This is a genomic window from Pseudonocardia sp. UM4_GMWB1, from assembly GCF_017312155.1.
GTDB lineage: Bacteria > Actinomycetota > Actinomycetes > Mycobacteriales > Pseudonocardiaceae > Pseudonocardia > Pseudonocardia alni.
In genome coordinates, this window is the sequence record NZ_QJPN01000001.1 from 3829652 (window position 1) to 3847713 (window position 18062).

At 74.3% G+C, this 18062-nt stretch carries 17 protein-coding genes and 3 pseudogenes; 12 read left to right on the plus strand and 8 right to left on the minus strand.

From position 1 onward, the window contains the following. Positions 1 to 58: 58 nt before the first annotated feature. Together DMP15_RS17775 and DMP15_RS17780 are read right to left on the minus strand one after the other, a co-directional pair. Entirely contained in the window at positions 59 to 1228 is a 1170-nt protein-coding gene (locus tag DMP15_RS17775; protein WP_337826705.1) for an MFS transporter, read from the minus strand. An 89-nt stretch (positions 1229 to 1317) separates the two neighbouring features. After that, on the minus strand, positions 1318 to 2661 hold the full coding sequence (locus DMP15_RS17780; protein WP_337826197.1) for an FAD-dependent oxidoreductase: 1344 nt from the start codon (positions 2659 to 2661) through the stop codon (positions 1318 to 1320). Between the two features lie 92 nt (positions 2662 to 2753). Between DMP15_RS17780 and DMP15_RS17785 the strand changes: the two genes are divergently transcribed. After that, entirely contained in the window at positions 2754 to 3602 is an 849-nt protein-coding gene (locus DMP15_RS17785) for a helix-turn-helix domain-containing GNAT family N-acetyltransferase (protein WP_337826198.1), read from the plus strand. 206 nt (positions 3603 to 3808) lie between these two features. On the opposite strand, the gene DMP15_RS17790 is transcribed toward DMP15_RS17785, so the two are convergent. Next, positions 3809 to 4411, minus strand: a complete 603-nt coding sequence (locus DMP15_RS17790; protein WP_255497739.1) for a universal stress protein — start codon at positions 4409 to 4411, stop codon at positions 3809 to 3811. A 240-nt stretch (positions 4412 to 4651) separates the two neighbouring features. Between DMP15_RS17790 and DMP15_RS17795 the strand changes: the two genes are divergently transcribed. Continuing rightward, positions 4652 to 5668, plus strand: a complete 1017-nt coding sequence (locus DMP15_RS17795) for an NAD-dependent formate dehydrogenase (RefSeq protein WP_337826199.1) — start codon at positions 4652 to 4654, stop codon at positions 5666 to 5668. Between the two features lie 82 nt (positions 5669 to 5750). Here the strand turns inward: DMP15_RS17795 and DMP15_RS17800 are convergent, their stop codons facing one another. Continuing rightward, positions 5751 to 6599, minus strand: coding sequence for a GAF and ANTAR domain-containing protein (locus tag DMP15_RS17800; RefSeq protein ID WP_083658374.1), 849 nt, complete (start codon positions 6597 to 6599; stop codon positions 5751 to 5753). A gap of 474 nt (positions 6600 to 7073) precedes the next feature. Here DMP15_RS17800 and DMP15_RS17805 point away from each other — a divergent pair, with 474 nt between their 5' ends. Continuing rightward, positions 7074 to 7892, plus strand: a complete 819-nt coding sequence (locus DMP15_RS17805) for a sigma-70 family RNA polymerase sigma factor (protein WP_073575149.1) — start codon at positions 7074 to 7076, stop codon at positions 7890 to 7892. 73 nt (positions 7893 to 7965) lie between these two features. On the opposite strand, the gene DMP15_RS17810 is transcribed toward DMP15_RS17805, so the two are convergent. Together DMP15_RS17810 and DMP15_RS30355 are read right to left on the minus strand one after the other, a co-directional pair. Then, positions 7966 to 8508, minus strand: a complete 543-nt coding sequence (locus DMP15_RS17810; protein WP_202417588.1) for a glycosyltransferase — start codon at positions 8506 to 8508, stop codon at positions 7966 to 7968. 118 nt (positions 8509 to 8626) lie between these two features. Continuing rightward, positions 8627 to 9094, minus strand: a pseudogene (locus DMP15_RS30355) (glycosyltransferase); the annotation flags it as partial. 342 nt (positions 9095 to 9436) lie between these two features. Between DMP15_RS30355 and DMP15_RS17815 the strand changes: the two are divergent. The 5 genes and pseudogenes from DMP15_RS17815 (at position 9437) to DMP15_RS17835 (ending at position 13689) form a co-directional block, all read left to right on the plus strand. Continuing rightward, positions 9437 to 9709: a hypothetical protein gene (locus tag DMP15_RS17815; RefSeq protein ID WP_083658379.1), complete on the plus strand. Its 273-nt coding sequence runs from the start codon at positions 9437 to 9439 to the stop codon at positions 9707 to 9709. A 289-nt stretch (positions 9710 to 9998) separates the two neighbouring features. Continuing rightward, a complete protein-coding gene (locus DMP15_RS17820; RefSeq protein ID WP_083658381.1) occupies positions 9999 to 11411 on the plus strand; it encodes a cytochrome P450 in 1413 nt (470 codons plus the stop codon). A gap of 79 nt (positions 11412 to 11490) precedes the next feature. After that, a pseudogene (locus tag DMP15_RS17825) lies at positions 11491 to 11787 on the plus strand (hypothetical protein); the annotation flags it as partial. Positions 11788 to 11836: 49 nt separating this feature from the next. After that, positions 11837 to 12103 (plus strand): annotated as a pseudogene (locus DMP15_RS17830) (cytochrome ubiquinol oxidase subunit I); the annotation flags it as partial. Then, positions 12100 to 13689 (plus strand): phytoene desaturase family protein, encoded by a 1590-nt coding sequence (locus DMP15_RS17835; RefSeq protein WP_073575390.1) that lies wholly within the window; start codon positions 12100 to 12102, stop codon positions 13687 to 13689. The pseudogene DMP15_RS17830 and the gene DMP15_RS17835, both read left to right, overlap by 4 nt. Before the next feature lie 33 nt (positions 13690 to 13722). Here DMP15_RS17835 and DMP15_RS17840 read toward each other — a convergent pair whose 3' ends face one another. Beyond that, positions 13723 to 14175, minus strand: coding sequence for an SRPBCC family protein (locus DMP15_RS17840; RefSeq protein ID WP_073575151.1), 453 nt, complete (start codon positions 14173 to 14175; stop codon positions 13723 to 13725). A gap of 110 nt (positions 14176 to 14285) precedes the next feature. Between DMP15_RS17840 and DMP15_RS17845 the strand changes: the two genes are divergently transcribed. Both DMP15_RS17845 and DMP15_RS17850 read left to right on the plus strand, forming a co-directional pair. After that, a complete protein-coding gene (locus DMP15_RS17845) occupies positions 14286 to 14771 on the plus strand; it encodes a hemerythrin domain-containing protein (RefSeq protein ID WP_073575152.1) in 486 nt (161 codons plus the stop codon). A 169-nt stretch (positions 14772 to 14940) separates the two neighbouring features. Then, on the plus strand, positions 14941 to 16149 hold the full coding sequence (locus DMP15_RS17850) for an NAD(P)/FAD-dependent oxidoreductase (protein WP_337826200.1): 1209 nt from the start codon (positions 14941 to 14943) through the stop codon (positions 16147 to 16149). Positions 16150 to 16168: 19 nt separating this feature from the next. On the opposite strand, the gene DMP15_RS17855 is transcribed toward DMP15_RS17850, so the two are convergent. After that, a complete protein-coding gene (locus tag DMP15_RS17855; RefSeq protein WP_073575154.1) occupies positions 16169 to 16450 on the minus strand; it encodes a hypothetical protein in 282 nt (93 codons plus the stop codon). A 128-nt stretch (positions 16451 to 16578) separates the two neighbouring features. On the opposite strand from DMP15_RS17855, the gene DMP15_RS17860 reads away from it, so the two are divergent. Together DMP15_RS17860 and DMP15_RS17865 are read left to right on the plus strand one after the other, a co-directional pair. Then, entirely contained in the window at positions 16579 to 16821 is a 243-nt protein-coding gene (locus DMP15_RS17860; protein ID WP_073575391.1) for an acyl carrier protein, read from the plus strand. Between the two features lie 318 nt (positions 16822 to 17139). Continuing rightward, positions 17140 to 18009, plus strand: a complete 870-nt coding sequence (locus DMP15_RS17865) for an ANTAR domain-containing protein (RefSeq protein WP_073575155.1) — start codon at positions 17140 to 17142, stop codon at positions 18007 to 18009. The last annotated feature ends 53 nt before the right edge of the window (positions 18010 to 18062 follow it).

The window sequence follows — 18062 nt, forward strand, 5'->3', positions numbered from 1 at the left end:
GATCAGCATCGAATCCATCGGTCAAGTGAACGGATGGGGACGGACCGGGTCGCCGCCGTCAGTCCGCTCGACGCGGCAGGGTTCCGCCTGCCAGCGCGGCGGCGACCACCGCGGCTCCGGCGAGTACGACGAACACCTCGGGATAGCCACCCAGCGGACCCGCGAGCGCGCTCCCCGCCCAGGGGGAGATCGCCACCGCGACCATGACCGGTGCGGACAGGATCCCGTTGAGACGGCCGTAGACGCGTGGGTGCCAGCGGTCCGACAACGCCGTGGCCTGCAGGAGGGTGAAGATTCCGCGGGCGGCGCCGGCGAGCATCGCAGCAGCGATCAGTGCCCACACCGGCCCCGGCAGGACGGCGAGCAGGATCGTGGTGGCGCCGAGCGCGGCCATCACGGCGATGCTGCGGCCGCGGACGGTGCTGCGCCGGACGAGGGGGCCGTAGCCGAGCCTGCCGAGGACCTGTCCGAGTCCGCCCAGACCCAGGGCCCAGGCGGCGAGATCGGTCGACATCCCGCGGTCGAGCAGAAGTGGTACCTGGTTGACAGTGACGGCGAAGCTGGTGAACCCGCCGAGAGTGATCACCACGACCAGCAGCCCGAACGCTCTGCTGTGCCGGATCCGTGCCGGATCGTCGTCGACGACCGCCGGAGCGGCGCCGTCGCGGACGGGATCGGCGACCGGGTCGGGCCACGAGCCGCGCAGCCCGAACAGGTGCGCCGGGATCGTGACGACCCCGAGGACGACGGCGAGGACCACGTAGGTCTCCCGCCATCCGAACGGCTCCAGCAGCGCCGCGGCGAGCGGGGCGAACACGGTGCTGGCCAAGCCCGCGACCAGGGTCAACACGGTCAGCGCACGAACCCGGTCGGAACCCCACCACCGGGTCAGGGCCGCGAACGCCGGCGGGTAGAACGTCGCTGCCTGCGCGATCCCGGCCAGCAGGCACGCCACCACGAAGGCCGGGAACGATCCGGCCGTCGCGATCAGGAGAGTGGCCGGCACGCCGACGACCGCGCCCGCGGTCATCACCCAGCGGGGACCGTGACGGTCCAGCACACGCCCGACCGGGATCCCGACCAGCGCGGAGACCACCAGCCCCGCGGAGAACGCCGCGGTGACCGACGGGACGGACCATCCGGTGTCGGCCGCGATCGACGGCGCCAGCACGGGGAAGGCGTAGTAGAGCACGCCCCAGCTGGTGATCTCGGTGACGCACAGGACCACGAGGACCCGCCACCGGCCACGGGACGTCAACCCTCCGCCGGCCCGCCCACCGCGACGGCGAGCGGGCCGGGTCGTCGTCTCGTCGGAGGTCACGACGAGGAGGCTGCCCCGGCCGGATCCGCATCAGGGACGGTGGGACCGCAACAACCGCTACCTGATGCCGTCGCGGCGTCCGACTCGTCGGCGTCGAACAGTCCCGCTCCCCCACAGACACCGGTCTCGTTGAGCACCAGCTCCACGCGTGCGGCAGCCTCGTGATCACCGATCAGGGCGTCGGCGATCGACCGGACCTGTTCGTAGCCGGTGCGGGCCAGGAACGTCGGCGCGCGCCCGTAGCTCTTCATCCCCGCCAGGTAGAACCCCGGTTCGGGGTGCACCAGCTCGGCGGCACCGTGCGGGTACACGGTCCCGCAGGAATGCACGTTCGGGTCGATCAGCGGCGCCAGCCGGACCGGCGCCTGCAGCGTCGGATCCAGCTCGGTCCGCACCTCCGACAACCAGCCCAGCTCGGGCCGGAACCCGGTCAGCACGAGCACCTCGTCCACGCCGGACAGCGTGCGACCCTCGTCCGAGACCAGGACCACCGTCCCGTCGGCCACCTGCTCGATCCGCTCGGTGCGGAATCCGAACACCGGATCCACCAGCCCGGCGTCGACAGCCTCGGACGCCCGAACCCCGAGCGCCCCGCGAGCGGGAAGCTGATCACCCTCGCCTCCGCCGAACACCTGACCGAAGCCCGGCCGGCGCAGTACCCACGAGATCCGGGTTCCCGGCTCCTCACGGGCGAGCGCCGCCAGCCCGGCCAACGCGGTCGACGCAGAGTGCCCCGACCCCGCGACGACGACGTGCCGACCGGCGTAGCGGGCCCGCTGCCCGGCATCGGTCAGGTCCGGGATCACGGCCCGCACCCGCTGCGCGACCTCCGCCTCACCGACCGCGGGCAGACCATCACCGCCGAGCGGATTCGGGCTCGTCCAGGTACCCGAGGCGTCGATCACCGCTCGAGCGGCGATGCGCTGTCCGTCCGCGGTCCGCACGATCAACGGTTCGCTGTCGCGACCGGCGTCGACCACCCGGTCCCGACCACGCCGGGTCACTCCCACCACACGCGCCCCGGTCTGCACTCGGTCCCCCAGAGCAGCGGCCAACGGCGCGAGGTAGCCCGCGACCCACTCCGCACCGGTCGGATAGGCCTCGGGATCCGGACTCACCCAACCGGTCGGGGCGAGCAGCCGCTGCGCGGCCGGGTCGATCAGCCAGCCCCACGGTGAGAACAGCCGGACATGACCCCACTGCAGCACCGACGCTCCCGCGCTCGCCCCGGCCTCCAGTACGAGCGGTTCCACGCCCCGTTCGGCCAGCTCGGCCGCCGCAGCCAACCCGGCCGGGCCGGCACCGATGACCACGACCGGCAGCCCCGCACTGTCGTCCATCCCGCCTCCATCGACGATTATCGATTAATGCCGCCGAATGTATCGACCCACATCGATGGACGCAACCATCGATCGTCGTCGATACTGGGCTCATGAGCGTGCTCCCCACCGACTCGCAGGCGGCACAGCTCCCTGCGGACGACGCCACCACCTACGCGCACTGGTTCGCCTGCCTCGCCGAGCCGGTGCGGGTGCGTCTGCTGCACGCCGTCGCCACGGCCGGGAACCCGGTCCCGGTCGGCCGGCTCGCCGAGCTGGTCGGCATCAGCCAGGCGACCTGCTCGCACCACCTGCGCAAGCTGGCCGAGACCGGCTTCGTCATCCTCCGCAAGGAAGGCACCACCACACAGGTCACGGTCAACCCGAACTGCTGCACCGGCCTGCCTCACGCCGCGGACGCCGTCATGGGCCTGCTCGCCCCCGGCCCCTGCTGCCCCGACGACATCCCCGACGACGTCACCGTCCGCGCCATGACCGACGACGACTGGGACGCGGTGCTCCGGATCTACGGCGAGGGCATCGCCACCGGCCACGCCACCTTCGAGACCGACGTGCCCGACCGCACCGACCTCGACGCCGGCTGGCTGCGCGAGCACCGCTGGGTCGCCGAGATCGACGGCCAGGTCGTGGGCTGGACCGCCGTGCGCCCCGTCTCGACCCGGCCCGTCTACAGCGGCGTCGGAGAAACCTCGATCTACGTCGCCGACGGATTCCGAGGCCGCGGCGTCGGCAGAGCACTCATCCGTCAGCAGGTCTGCGCCGCGGACGACGCCGGCCTCTGGACCCTGCAGACCTCGATCTTCCCCGAGAACCGCGTCAGCCTCGCTCTGCACCGCGCTGCCGGCTACCGCACCCTCGGCGTCCGCGAACGCATCGGACAGCACGACGGTCGTTGGCGGGACACCGTATTCCTCGAACGCCGCTCCGATCACCGCAGCTGACCAGCGAGATTCGCCGTCACAAGGCCGTCAGATCCACTGCGATGATCACGCGATTCATGGGAGAACGAGCACGTGGCCGACGACTCGGTGGGGAGGCGGATCGCCACCTCCCGACGCCGGCGCCCCCGACGACATGCCCGCGTTGCCGGCTCGGTCGTCGTCACCACCGACACGCGGCATCGCTCACGAGTACCGCGTTCTCGGCGTCACTCCCCTGCCCCGGGAACGACGACGACCGGCACCGACGCTGTCCGCAGGCACTCCACGACCGTCGACGCGGCAGCGGTGAGAGCGACCGGGCGGGAGTTGCCGAGCACCAGCATCGCAGCCCCGGCCGAGTGCTCGGTGAGGACAGCGGCCGCTCGGCCGTGGCCGGTCAGCACCGGGACGTCGGCTCCGGCCTGGGCGGCGCGCACCGCGGCCCGGGCATCGGCCAGGGCCCGTTCGGCGGTCTCGGACCGGCCTGCAGCCCGACGCGGCGAGGTCTGAACGGGGCTGTGCCACGCCGTCACACCGACCACCGGGACGCCGGCCGCCCCGCCGTGGGCGAGAGCCCAGCGCAGCGCGGCGCGCGAGGCCGCAGACCCGTCCACACCGACGACAATGGTGTCCGGCCCGATCTCGGCCCCGGCCGAGACGTCCGGGCCACCCTCTGCGACGGATCCGGGATCCCCGCCCGCGCGCGCGGCCTGCTCGGCGGGATCCGGCCCGGGAGCGCGCGCGTCCGGATCCGAGGCGATCCGGTCGACGGGATCGTGGGGGTGCGGGCCCGGGCCCACGCGTCCCCCAGGGCCGTCCGCGGCTTCCATGACGGACTCGTCCTTCGGGAAGTGATGCACCGAGCCTCCTGACCTGAGTTCCTCCGGACGGGCCGCCTACCCGGGCCGGGGCACAGCATGCCTTCCCCGTCGGGTTCCGGCTGGGCCGTAGCGGGCCCGATCGGACCGCCTGCAGGGCCTACGTGCCGGACCGGCCGCACGTCCCGGTGATTGTCCGCGGCAGGCCCGGGTAGCCGCCGCCGGTACGCCACCCCTCGTGAGGAGGATCCCGTGAAGGTCGTCGCCGTCCTCTATCCGGACGACCACCCCGAGCACCACCCCCATGTCGTCGCGAGTGCAGCCCGCGGACTCGACCTCGCCGACCGCCTCTCCGCGGCCGGGCACGAGCTGGTGACCACCAGCGACACCGGTGAGCAGCTGGACCGCGAGCTCGCCGACGCCGAGGTGCTGATCACCACCCCGTTCTGGCCGGTCTATCTCGACGACGACCGCATGGCGAAGGCGCACCACCTCTCGCTCGTCATCACCGCGGGCATCGGCTCCGACCACGTCGACGCCGACGCGGCCACCGCCCGCGGCATCAGCGTCACCGAGGTGACCGGCTCCAACGTCGTCAGCGTGGCCGAGCACAACGTGCTGCAGATCCTCGCGCTCGTACGCAACTTCGTGCCCGCCCACCGTCAGGTCGCCGAGGGCCGTTGGGACGTCGCCGACGCCGCACAGGAGGCGCACGACCTGGAGGGCAAGACCGTCGGCATCCTCGGGCTCGGCGCGATCGGCGCCCGGACGGCGTTACGGCTCAAGGCATTCGACGTGACGATCCTCTTCTACGCGCGGCACCGGCGGAGCCCGGCCGAGGAGGCGACCCTCGGAGTCCGGTACGCCCGGCTCGACGAGCTGGTGCGCACCTCCGACGTCGTCTGCGCCGCCACCCCGCTGACATCCGACACCGGTGCGCTGTTCGACGCCGAGCGGCTCGCGACGATGAAGCCCGGCTCGTGGCTGGTCAACACCGCCCGCGGGGCCATCGCCGACGCCGACGCCGTCCGCGAGGCCTGCGAGTCCGGACAGCTGGGGGGCTACGCCGGCGACACCTGGTACCCCCAGCCCGCGCCGGCCGACCACCCCTGGCGGGCCATGCCGCGCCACGCCCTGACCATCCACTACTCCGGCATGACGGTGGAGGCGCAGGCCCGCATCGCGGACGGGGTGCGGGAGATCCTCGACGCGCACCTGGCCGGGGAGCCCCTGCCCGACGACTACGTCGTCGCCGCACCGCAGAAGTGAACTCGCCCGGCACCCCTTCACACCACGGATAGGGCACCGGGCGCGTCGAGGAACGAGTCGGGGCCGCGAGCCGCGCGTGGTCTCACGCCGGGTCGACGGTCCCGGCTGCTCGTTCAGCGGCGTAGCCGGCCTCGGCATCGGTGATCACCCAGTTCGCGACATCGGCGAGCTTGAGGTTCGTGCTCTGCGAGGACTCGATCAGCATCGTGAACGCCTCGCCGTCGGAGATGCGGAAACGTTCCATCAACACGCCCTTGGCCCTCCCGATGGCTTCACGGTTGATCAGTGCACGTGTCAGCTCGGTCGCCCGCCGCGCCCCGGCGAGCGCGACCGCGGCCTGGTCGGCGAACAGCGCCCCGAGCAACCGCTCGTGCTCGGTGAAGCCGTCCGGCTCACGGCCCCACAGGTTGAGCGCGCCCGCTGAGCGACCGGCGGACAGGTGGAAGGACAGAACCGCGGCGAAGCCCGCCCTGCGGACGTGCGGTACCAGCCGCGGCCACGGGACGACGCCCCCGCCCAGGTCGGGTACGTCGGTGACACCGTCGCCGACGCTGCGCAGGGCGTCGATGCAGGGCCCTTCACCCAGTGCCGCCTGCAACTCGTCGACACCGGCCACCCGATCGTCGGAGGGGGCGTGTGTGGTGATGGCTCCGTGGCGGTCGATCATCGTCACGCTCGCGCCCGCGGCCGACGAAATCATGTCCAGGGCGCTCGCGACGACGGTATGCAGCATCGCCGTGCTGTGCGGCGAGTCGACCCGGGTGTCGACGAGCCGACGAGCGGACGTGGCCAACGCCGTCCGCAGTGACTCACCGAGCTCCGCCACCGTTGGTGCATCGCTCGGGTGCGCGGTGGGCTTCCTGCCCGATCGACCGACATCGAGGTCGGGGACCTGCTCGGCCGCGGAGGTGGGTGCGTCGTAGGAGTTCATCCGGTCGCCCTCACTCCTGTCAGATGTTCGCCGCCGGCACGGCGTGTCGTGGGGCCTGGTGCTGAGCGGTCGATCGTGGCACTGATCAGGTAGAGCGACGGTAGCGGCGACGCGATGATGTGCACAGCGGCACCGAGCCGGACGGAGCTGTCGCCCGGGCCGCGGTCACCTCTCGCGAATCGTCAGGAGCGAGATCGACCGTCGAGGTCCGGTCGACGCAGCCGCCGCGTGTCGCCGGCACCGAGGGCCACGGCGGGCGGCTGTGATCGCACCGGCGACAGTGGAGCGACCCGCCCGGCGCGCGGGCCGGGAGAGCGCTCATCATGCAGACCGGTGGGGCAGGCCCGTGCGGTGAGCGGTCTTGCGGTGCTCCGGTCCTCTTCGTACGTTCAGAGTCCGGGTCATCTCGATCGCGACCCGGCACCGTTGAACACCGCAGCGGAGACGACACCCGTACCGACATCGGGAGCCTCCATGCGGACATCCGTGCTCGTCCCGGCCCAGCGGCAGTCCACCGTCACTCGACGGTCCCGCCGCGACGGCCCTCACGGCTACGACGACCTCGCCCCCGAGCTGCAGCGCCTGGCCGCCATGGCGCCGGACGATCCGGACCGCGGGCCGCTGCGCGACCGCATCATCTGCGAGTTCCTGCCCCTGGCCCGCAACATGTCCCGCCGCTACGTCACCGGCTCGCACGCCGCGGACGACGTCGAGCAGGCGGCCACCCTCGGGCTGATCAAGGCTGTCGACCGGTACGACCCGGGCGCCGCGACCGGCGGCCCGCTCGGCTACCTCGTGCCGACCATCCGTGGTGAGCTGATGCGGTACCTGCGCGACCACAGCTGGGCGGTCCGCGTCCCGCGCGACCTCAAGGAGCTCAGCGTCGGGCTGAACCGGGCGGCACTGGCGCTGACCCAGCGGCTCGGCCGCGCCCCGAAGCCGAGCGAGCTGGCCGAGGAGCTGGACGTCGACGTCGCCCGTGTCGTCGACGCGCTCGGCGCCATGGAGACCCACCACGCCCTGTCGCTCGACGCCCCCGGCCCGGACGGCGAGCCGACGCTCGGGCAGCGCCTCGGCGACGAGGACCCCGAACTGGAGTACGCATCCCTGCGCGGCGAGCTCCGCGCCCGGATCGACGAGCTGCCCGCCCGGGAGCGGCGCATCCTGCTGCTGCGCTTCTACGGCGACAAGACCCAGACCGAGATCGCCGCAGAGATCGGTGTCTCCCAGATGCATGTGTCCCGGCTGCTGAGCCGGATCGTGGCCCGGCTGCGGGAGGAACTGGACGGCTGACCGGGCCGCCACCCGCGACACTAGGAGGACGGGCCCCGCGGTGCGGGCCCGCCCCTCCCTCCGCTGCGGCGGGTCAGCCGGCGACGGCCGAGCGTGCCCGAGCCCGGTCGAGTGCCTGGTCCATCGCCTTTACGCCGTGCGCGCGCCGGTAGGCCGCCTCGACGCGGTTGCGACCGGCCAGACCGAGCGCCTGGTAGCGGGAACGCCCCTTGAGCGCCGTCCGCAACCCACGGGCCAGTGCGGCCGCGTCCCGCGGGGCGACGACGAGCCCGGACACCTGGTCGACGACGAGATCGGTGTGCGCACTCACCTGCGCGCTCACCACCGCGCACCCACAGGCCATCCCCTCCAGAGCGCCGAACCCGGTCGTCCAGTACGGCTCCGGGCAGACGACGACATCGGCCGAGCGCAGCAACCGCGGCACGTCCACACGAGCGACCGGGCCGAGGAACCGCACCCGGTCGGCGACACCACAACGCCGCCAGCGCGAACAGCCGGTCGCGGTCGGCGTCCGGCTCCCCGGCCGGGCGGCCTCCGGCGAGCAGCAGTTCTGCGGCGGGTACCCCGGTGAGGGTACGCACCGCGTACTCGGCGCCGCTGCGCAGGCCGAGGCCACCCAGTGCGACGAGCCGGGGGCGCTCGCCGCGACGGAGGGTGGGGCCTGCGGGGCGGAACTCGTCGGTGTCGACGGTGGCGGGCACGATCTGCAGTCGATCCGGTTCGACGCCGGCGGCGAACAGCCGCCGGCGGTCCTCGACGCTGGTCACCAGCACCCGGTCGACGTCGCGCAGCACGGCCCGCTCCACCGCCCCACGCCCACCGCCGGGTTCCATTGCCGCGCCGTGCACGAGCTGGGCGACCGGGACGCCGGGTGCGGCAGAGCGGGCGGCGAGCACTGCCGTCCAGTGGTGGGTGTGGACGACGTCCGGCCGGCCGCCGCGCCACAACCGGCGCAGCGCCGCGGTCAAGGCCTCCACGACACGGTCCGGCGGGGCGCCGGCCGTTCCTGCGACACGGTGGACGACCCGGCCACCGCCCGGGGGGGCGATGGACGGGTCACCCGGGGCCACGGCGTCGACGTGGTGTCCACCCGCGGCGAGCGTGTCGACCACTTCGCCCAGGTGCCGGGCCCGGCCGCTCCAGTCGGGGCGGTCGGGGGTGGTCCACGGATCGAGTGAACCGGACACGACGGTGATGTACACGCTGACCTCCAGGTGCGCGGCGGACCGCGGAGCCCGCGCAGCAGGGTTCCACGCGTGCGGGTGCGCGGCGTGTACCCGCGCGACGCCGGTTCATTGCCCGTGCCGTGCCGAGACGCTCCGCAGCGTCCCGTCGGCCGGGGGGCCGTCACCTCCGGCCCGTAGTGGTGCACGACCTCGACGTCTCGCGCGGATGCGGGCGACGACGTCATGTGCCATCGGCGGCAGGACGGCCATCGCGCCGCAGTGCAGTCCACGAACGCGTATCCGGCGGTCCTGCCGTGTGACGCGGCCGGGGGCGGGTAGCTGTGGTCGGTCACACACCCGAGAAGCCGAGGAATCACCGTGGATCCCCTGCACACCGGCGAACGACTCGCTCCGTTCGTCGCCTGGCTCGCGACCCGGATCGACGACGAGTCGACCCGCCGTACCTACCGGCAGATCGCCGAGCACTTCCTGCAGTTCTGCGCCGCCGACCGCGGCGAGCCCGACACCCGCCGGCAGCGCTTCGTCCACGCTCACCGCGACCGGGTACCACCCGTGACGACGCGTGCGGCGCTGGAACGGCTCGCCGAACACGACGCGGTCGTACGGCGCACGCTGCCCGTCGACTCCTGAACCGCGCGCCGATGCACCCGGGCGACGCGTCCGGCGACCCGGCCCCGCCCGTAGCCTTCGACGGCGCGGGCCGGCCGGCCGCGCCCATCCCGGCCCGGCGCGACCGAGTGCCAGGGCCAGCTCCCGGACGTGGACCTTCTGTCCGCCGGCATCCGGTCCGCCGGGGTCGACGAAGGGGCTGGCGTGGTTCGGAGACCGCGATACACACGCTGCGGCGTATCCACCGCACCGGCCCGGCCCGGCCCGGCCCCGGGGCATGCTCGGCGTGACCGCGGGTATCGGACCGGGCATGGCCACTCCCTCGAACGACGCCGTGACCTCGGACCCGCCCCGCACCTCGTCGGAGCCGGCAGCGACGAGCGGTCCGGGTCCGCTGCCCGTCCTGTCCCCCGCCGACACCGCGCGGCTGCTCGGCACCGCGTTGGGCCCGATCATCGCCCAGGGCGTCATCGCCCGGCGACCGCGCGTGGTGGCGCTGGCAGGGCGGCTCGGGACCGACGATGCAGCCGTGCGGCTGCTGCAGCAGCTGCGCGCCCGCTACGGCGACGGCCCGGTCCGGGTTCCGCTGCCCGGACGCCCGTTCGCGCTGGTCCTCGACGGCGACGGCGTCCGGCGGGTGTTGACCGAGGGCCCCGAGCCGTTCGCCCCGGCCTCCTGGGAGAAGCGCGGCGCACTCGGCCACTTCCAGCCGCACGGCGTGCTCGTCTCGCACGGCGACGCCCGCGCCGAGCGACGCCGCTTCACCGAGACCGTCCTCGACACCGGGACGCCGCTGCACACCGACGCCGCACACATCGCCGCCGTCGCCCGGGCCGAGACCGGCGCGCTGCGCGACATCGCCGCCCGCACCGGTGTGCTGAGCTGGGACGACTTCGTGCGGTCGTGGTGGCGCACCGTGCGTCGCATCGTGCTGGGCCCGCAGGCCCGCGACGACCACGACCTCACCGACACCCTCACCCGGCTGCGCGGGCGCGGTAACTGGTCCTTCCTCGCCCCCCGCCACGACCACCTGCGCGAACGCTTCGCCGCCGGAGTGCGGCGGCACCTGGATCGGGCCGCCCCGGGCAGCCTCGCCGCCCGGATCGCCGCCCAGGACCCGGGGACGGGGATCACGCCGGAGGACCAGGTCGGGCACTGGCTGTTCGCCTGGGACCCCGGCGCCGCGGTGACCTTCCGGGCGCTCGCGCTGCTCGCCACCCACCCGCAGGTGCGCGGACGGGCCCGCGCCGAGATCGCCGAGGGGGCTCAGGACGGGCCTCCCGAACTGCCGGTGCTGCGTGCCGCGGTGCTGGAGTCGACGCGGCTGTGGCCAACCACGCCGCTGCTGTTGCGCGAGTCCACACGCGCTACGCGGTGGCCGGGCGGCGACCTCGCGGCGGGCACCTCGGTGCTGGTTCCGGCGTGGTTCCTGCATCGCGACGACACCCGCCGCTCCGACGCCGACACCCTCGACGTCGACCAGTGGCTCGACGGTTCCGCCACCGACGACTGGATGCTCACCCCGTTCAGCGGTGGGCACGGGGTCTGCCCGGCCCGTGAGCTGGTGCTCTTCGTGGCCTCCACGGTGCTGGCGGCGCTGCTCGACGGGCACCACACGGTACTGCTGCCGCCGGAGTCGTTCGACCCGTCCGCGCCGCTGCCGCGCGGTCTCAACCCCTACGCCGTGCGGTTCGGTGTCTCCCGCGCGGCGACCACGCCGTGAGCCGGGTCCTGCTGTGGCGCGTCCACGGGTCGTGGACGCGCTCGTCCGTCGCACGACTACCTGCTGGCGCTGCTGCCCGATGGCGGGCCGTGGGGGCGCGGGCGCTGCGGGCGGTCCTGGCCGGACCGGGTCCGCGAGCTGGAACTCGACGAGCTCGCCGGGGCCGCCTTCGACGTCGTGCTGCAGCGGCCCGCCGAGGCCGGGCTGGTCAGCCGCTGGACGGACCCGCGGGCCGGGCGAGCGTGACCTCACCGCAGCCGTCAGCCGCGCGACCGGGCCGCCTGCGGGGGCCGACCTCGGCGGGCGCGCTCACCCCGTCGGACTCGCCGCGCTGGTGGCAGCGGCGAGCCTGCTGGTGTGCGGTGACACGGGTCCCGCGCACCTCACGACGGCCTACCGGACGCCGTCGGTCTTGCTGTTCGGCCACTGTGTCCTCGATCGGCGCGTTCCTGCTCGGGGCGTCGACCCTGCCGTCCCTGTGGAACGTGTTCCGCAGCTACCGCTTCGGGCGGGTCGTCGACGTGGACGACCCGTGGGGGTTCGGCAACTCCCTGGAGTGGGCGACGTCCTGCCCGCCGCCCCGGCACAACGTCACCGAGCTCCCGGCGATGCGTTCCGAACGTCCGGTATTCGAGCTGCACCACCCACATACCGTCGCCCACGCCCGTGGAGAGGGGAGCGAGAACTCGTGACCGACACCGTCGACGCCGTCGTCGTGGGCGCGGGGCACAACGGCCTCGTCGCCGCCAACCTCCTCGCCGACGCCGGGTGGGACGTGCTGCTCTGCGAGGCGTCCGACGCCCCGGGCGGCGCGGTCCGCACCGCTGAGATCACCGCGCCCGGGTTCCGGTCGGACCTGGCCAGTGCCTTCCACCCGCTCGGGGCCGCCTCCCCCGTACTGCGCGAGCTGGACCTGCCCTCCTACGGCCTGGTGTGGCGGCACGCGCCCGCGGTCGTCGCCCACCCGACGGCCGACGGACGCTGCGCCGTGCTGCACCGCAGCCTCGACGACACCGCGGCCGCCCTCGACACCGACCATCCCGGCGACGGCGACGCCTGGCGCGCCATGGTCGCGGAGTGGGACGCGATCGGCACCGATGTGCTGGAGGCAGCGTTGCGACCGTTCCCACCGGTCCGGGCCGCGTCGCGGCTGTGGCGTCGGCTCGGGACCGGGGACACGTTGCGGCTGGCCCGGACCCTGCTGCAACCGGTCGCGCGCATGGCCGCCGAGCGGTTCGGCGGCACCGCGGCACCGCTGCTCCTGGCCGGCAACGCCCTGCACACCGACCTGGGACCGGACAACGCGGCCAGCGCCGCCTACGGATGGCTGCTCGCGATGCTCGGCCAGCGAATCGGGTTCCCCGTTCCCGCGGGCGGCTCCGGGGCCCTGACAGACGCGCTGGTCGCCCGGTTCACCGCCCGCGGCGGGCGACTCGACGTGGGCCGCCCGGTGACCTCGGTACTGGTGGAGGGTCGCCGGGCCACCGGCGTGCTCGACGCCCACGGCGGCCGGGTCCTCGCCCGCCGCGCGGTGCTCGCCGACGTCGACGCACCCCGCCTCTACCGCGACCTCGTCGGCGAGGAGCACCTGCCGGCGAGGTTCGTCGCCGACCTCGACCGGTTCCAGTGGGACTTCTCCACCGTCAAGATCGACTGGGCACTGGACCGCCCGGTCCCGTGGACGGCGCTGAGCGCCCGGTCGGCAGGCACGGTGCACGTCGGCGCCGACGTCGACGGGCTGCGCCGCTACGCCTCCGCCCTGTCGGCCGGCCGGCTGCCCGGCGAACCGTTCCTGCTGTTCGGCCAGATGACCACGGCCGACCCCGACCGGTCCCCACCCGGCACCGAGTCGGCGTGGGCGTACACCCACGTGCCACGCGGGCTGGGGTGGGGTCGCGACGACGTCCTGCGCTGGGCCGACCGGATGGAGCGCGTCGTCGAGGACCACGCGCCCGGTTTCACGAGTGTGGTCCGGGCCCGGTCGGTGGCCGGGCCCGCAGACCTGCAGGACTACGACGGCAACCTCGTCGACGGCGCGATCACCGCCGGCACCTGCGCGCCGCACCAGCAGCTGGTGTTCCGCCCGACGCCCGGGCTGGGCCGCGCCGACACCCCGGTCGACCGGCTGTTCCTGTCCGGGGCGTCGGCGCACCCGGGCGGCGCGGTGCACGGCGGGCCCGGCGCGAACGCCGCCCGGGCCGCGCTGGCCGCATCGGGGCCCGCGGGGCCGCTCTACCGGGGCGCGGTCCGCTTCGCGCATCGACGGATCCACGGCTGAGCCTCCGCGCGGCCCCGGTCACGGGGCTCCCGGTCAGGCCCGCTCGGGCCGGTCCGGGCGCCCCCGGGCGAGGGCGGCGAGCCGGGCCAGGCTCTCCGCGTTGCGCAGCTTCAACAGCGGCGCCCGGACCGGCACGGGGATGAGCCGCCCGGGTCCGGCGACGGCGTCCTCGGTCATCCGGATCGTCGTACCGGCTCCATCGGGGGTCAGCTCCAGGCGCACCCGGGCGGTGCCTCCGGGCCCGGCACGAGCGCGCAGCTGCAGCATCCTTCCGGGCTCGTTCTCCTCGACCACGGTGCGGTCCTCGATCATCAGCGGCCACGCCCCGACGCTGTGCTCGATGGTCGCGCCCGCCCGCGGCCAGTCCGACGAGACCCGCCGGATGTGCACCGCCCCGACCACCCACAGGCCGTAGCTCCAGCCGTCGGTCAGGACCGCATAGACGTCCTCGGTGCGGGCGTGCACCCGCCGCCGTACCTCGATCATCGGACCCGCCTCTCCGTCGCCGACCGGACGATCCGACCCGTACCCACGCTCGGCCCCGTCACACCCCCGCACCCGGGTTTGGACCCACGACCACCGGTGATACATCTGCGGTGACGACCGACCCTGCACCCGACGACCTGATCGACGTCCTCGTCGCCGACCACCGCACGCTGCTGGCCCTGCTCGACCACGCCGCCGCGGCCGACCCCGGCCCGCAGCGCTCCGACCTGGCCGTCCGCGCCGCGAACGCGGTCCGCCGGCACTGCGTCGCCGAGGAGACCCTGCTGCACCCGGCGCTGCGCCGCTGCCTCGAGGACGGTGACCGCTGCGCGCAGGCCGACGCCGAGGAGCACGAGCAGCTCGAAGCCCTGGTCACCGAGCTGCTCGCCGTCGGTCCGGGGTCGCCCGACGCGGAGCAGGTGCTGCACCGGCTCGCCGTGTCCACCCGCTTCCACATCGAGGGCGTCGAGACGCGGCGGCTCCCGGCCCTGCGCCGGCGCCTGACGGTCACGGAGCTGCACGAGCTCGCCCGCGCCGTCCAGGAGACGATCGACCCGCGTGACGACCGCCGCGGCCCCGCCGCCGTCCTCGGGTGAGGCCCGCACCACCACGGCCTGCCGCGCGAGGCGGACACAGCGCCGTCGATCGCGGGCGCGGCCTCGATCCCCGGGCCACCGCGGCTCGACCACCGCCCCAGGCTCGGCGGGCCTGCTCCATGGCACGGCGCCCGGGTGTCGACGCGTTCGGTCAGGGTAGGCGGGCGACATGAGCGTGACGACGACCGGACTGCTCGTGGTCGGCGGCGGCCCCGCAGCCCATGCCGCGGTGATCGCGTACCGCGGGCACGGTGGCCCCGGCCCGGTGCTGCTGGTGTCCGCCGACGACAGCCCTCCCTACCTCCGGCCTCCACTGACGAAAGAGCTCCTGCGCGGGGGAAACCTCGGCGAGGACGACCTGCTGCTCGACGACCTGACCCGGCTCGGCGACGTCGAGGTGCGCACCCGGACCACGGTCGCCTCGCTCGAGCCCGGTGCCCGTACTGCGCGGCTCGGCGACGGCGGCGAGGTGCGCTGGCGGGCATGCGTGCTGGCCACCGGATCGGAGCCGGTGCGCCTGCCCGTCCCCGGCGACGGCGACGCCTACCACCTGCGCTCGCTGGCCGACGCGCGGGCGCTGCTGGCGGGACTGCACGACGCGGGGTCCGTCGTCGTCGTCGGATCGGGGTTCATCGGCTGTGAGGCGGCGGCGTCGCTGGCCGCACGCGGCTTGGACGTGACGGTGTGCAGCACGGAGCGGGTCCCGCAGGCCTCGCGGCTCGGTGACGCCGTCGGCAACCGCATCGCGGACTGGTTGAGAGGGGCGGGGGTCCGTCTGCGCGGCGACGCCGAGGTCACCGGGATCGAGTCGACCGGTGGCGCGCCCGTGGTGCAGATCCGGGACGGCGAGCCCGTCGCGGCGGACCTGGTACTGGTTGCGGCGGGCGCCCGCCCCCGGCTCGGGCCGGCCGAGGCGGCCGGGGTCCTGGTCGAGGACGGCCGAGTCGTCGTCGACGAGCACATGCGGACCGCGGTGCCGGGTGTGTTCGCCGCCGGGGACGTCGCGCGTGCGTTCAACGCGGCCGCGGGCCGGCACATCGGGGTGGAGCACTGGGGCGATGCCGAGGAGATGGGCGCCGTCGCCGGGGCCGTCGCCGCCGGGTCGGACGCGCGCTGGGACGCCGCGCCCGGCTTCTGGTCCGAGATCGGCGACCGCGTGCTCAAGTACTCCGCCTGGGGCGACGGGTTCGACGAGGTCGCTTTGACCACCCACCCCGGCGGCGGGTTCACCGCCTGGTACCAGCGCCAGGGGTTGGTGTGCGGGGCCGCCACCCACCAGGCCGACGAGGACTACGAGCGTGGCTCGGACCTGGTGCGGCGCAACGCGAGGGCATCGGAGGTCGCGGACGTGCCGACCACGGCCGGCCCCCGGGACTGACCCCGGGGACCGGCGTCGGTCAGGTGCCGGGGTCCAGCGCGACCTTGACCCAGCCCGCGCAATGGTCGTCGAACTCCTGGTACGCGGTGACGACGTCGCCCAGGCCCTCCCGCACGGTCACCCCGCGACCGGGGTCGAGCACGCCCGCGGCGACCACGTCGATCAGCTCCGGGATGAGTGCCCGGTGCGGGCAGTTTCCCGCGCGCACCGTGAGGTTGCGGTTCAGCAGGGTGCCGATCGGATAGGACTGCAGGGTCGGCGGGTAGACCCCGCTGACACCGATCGTGCCGGCCTCGGCCACCGCCTGCGCGGTCCACCGCGCGGCCTGCGACGGGTCGTCGCCGGCGTGGCGCCATGTCCGGCATGACCGCCGGGGTCGTGGGTAGGAAGGGCACGCCAACGGGAACGACCGAGGAGGAGGTGGCCGTCATGGCCACAGGCGAGACCGGATTCAGCGACGTCGTGTTCGACCTGGTGTCGGTCCAGTACCACGCGCTCAAGGGCGGCCACGACTACGGCCAGTACGTCCGCGACGCGCGCAACGCGGGCTACGACGACATCGCGGAGTTCTTCGAGCGGGTCATGGAGGAGGACGCGACACGCGCCTCCACCTGCCACGACCTGCTCGCGAAGCTGTCGTCGAAGGAGGACACGGGCGCCGCGGTCTCTTGACCGGTGCTCGGGGCGCCGGCCGGCCAGAGGGGGCCGGCCGGCGCCGACCGGACGGGGTGACCCGGCGTGGTGCCGCCCGGCGGTGGTGTCATAACGTTCTGTCGCAGTGCGCCAGGGGCCTCCGGTCCCGGCCGGCGCCGACCCGGGGTCGAACAGCCGGCCCAGCGTCCCCACCCGTGCACGCCCGCGTGCGTCCCGGGCCGGGGATCCCCCGTCAGTGCACGAGAATGCGCTGCCGGACCGCGCCCCGGCCACGCCCGACGCTCCCCCGAGCCGTCCCCCGCATGCCGACCGCGGCCGGCGGTATCGGAGGACGAGATGCCCCCCGGTGGACCGGAGGCGCGTCTGCTGCGCGCCATCAACGACAACCCGCTGTTCCACACGACCCGCTCGCCGTACGCCGTGCTCGACCGGACACTGCGCATACGCGCGGTGAACCCGGCCTGGCTCGAGGCGACACTGCGCGAGCCCGGCGAGGCCCTGGACCGGCCCCTGTTCGACGTCTTCCCGGACAACCCTGCGGCGCCGGACGTCGGCGCGGTGGCGGCAGTGACGGCGTCGCTGCTGCGAGTGCTGCGCCGCGGCGCCCGCGACGACGTCGGCCTGCAGCGCTACGACGTACCCGCACCGCGCGGGGCCGACGGCTTCGTCGAGAAGTACTGGGTCGGAGCGCACTCCCCCGTCCGTGACCCCCGAGGCCGGCTGGCCGGGATCCTCGTGCACGTCGAGGATGTCACCCCGCTGTGGCCGGTGCGGGCCGAAGTCGACGACGCGGGCGACGGACTCGGGACGCTCGTGGACCGGACACGACGGTGCGGACAGGACGACAACGCTGCGGACGCGCCCGGCGGTCGGACCGGGGGAAACGGCCCCGGGTTCTCCGGGTACGGTCCGGCGGCCCCGCCCGGCTCGCACCTGCCGGCGCTCCCGGCCGACCCGGTCCCGGCGGTCGCGCTCGTCCGCGAGCTCGCCACCGAGGGCGAGGCACTGCGGCTGCGCTTCGGGCGGCACGTCGCCATCGAGCAGGCGAAAGGTGTGCTCATGGCGACCCGCGGCTGCGGGCCGGAGGAGGCGTTCGCGCTGCTGCGGGAGTTGTCGCAGACCACGAACACCAAACTGCGGCAGGTCGCGCTGTCGGTGGTGGAGAACGCCGCGCGGGGCGAGCCCTCGGGCCGGTGCGGCGGCTGAGCGTCCGGCACCGGGCGGGGACGGGGTCCGCGACGTGTGGGTCGGGGTGGGCG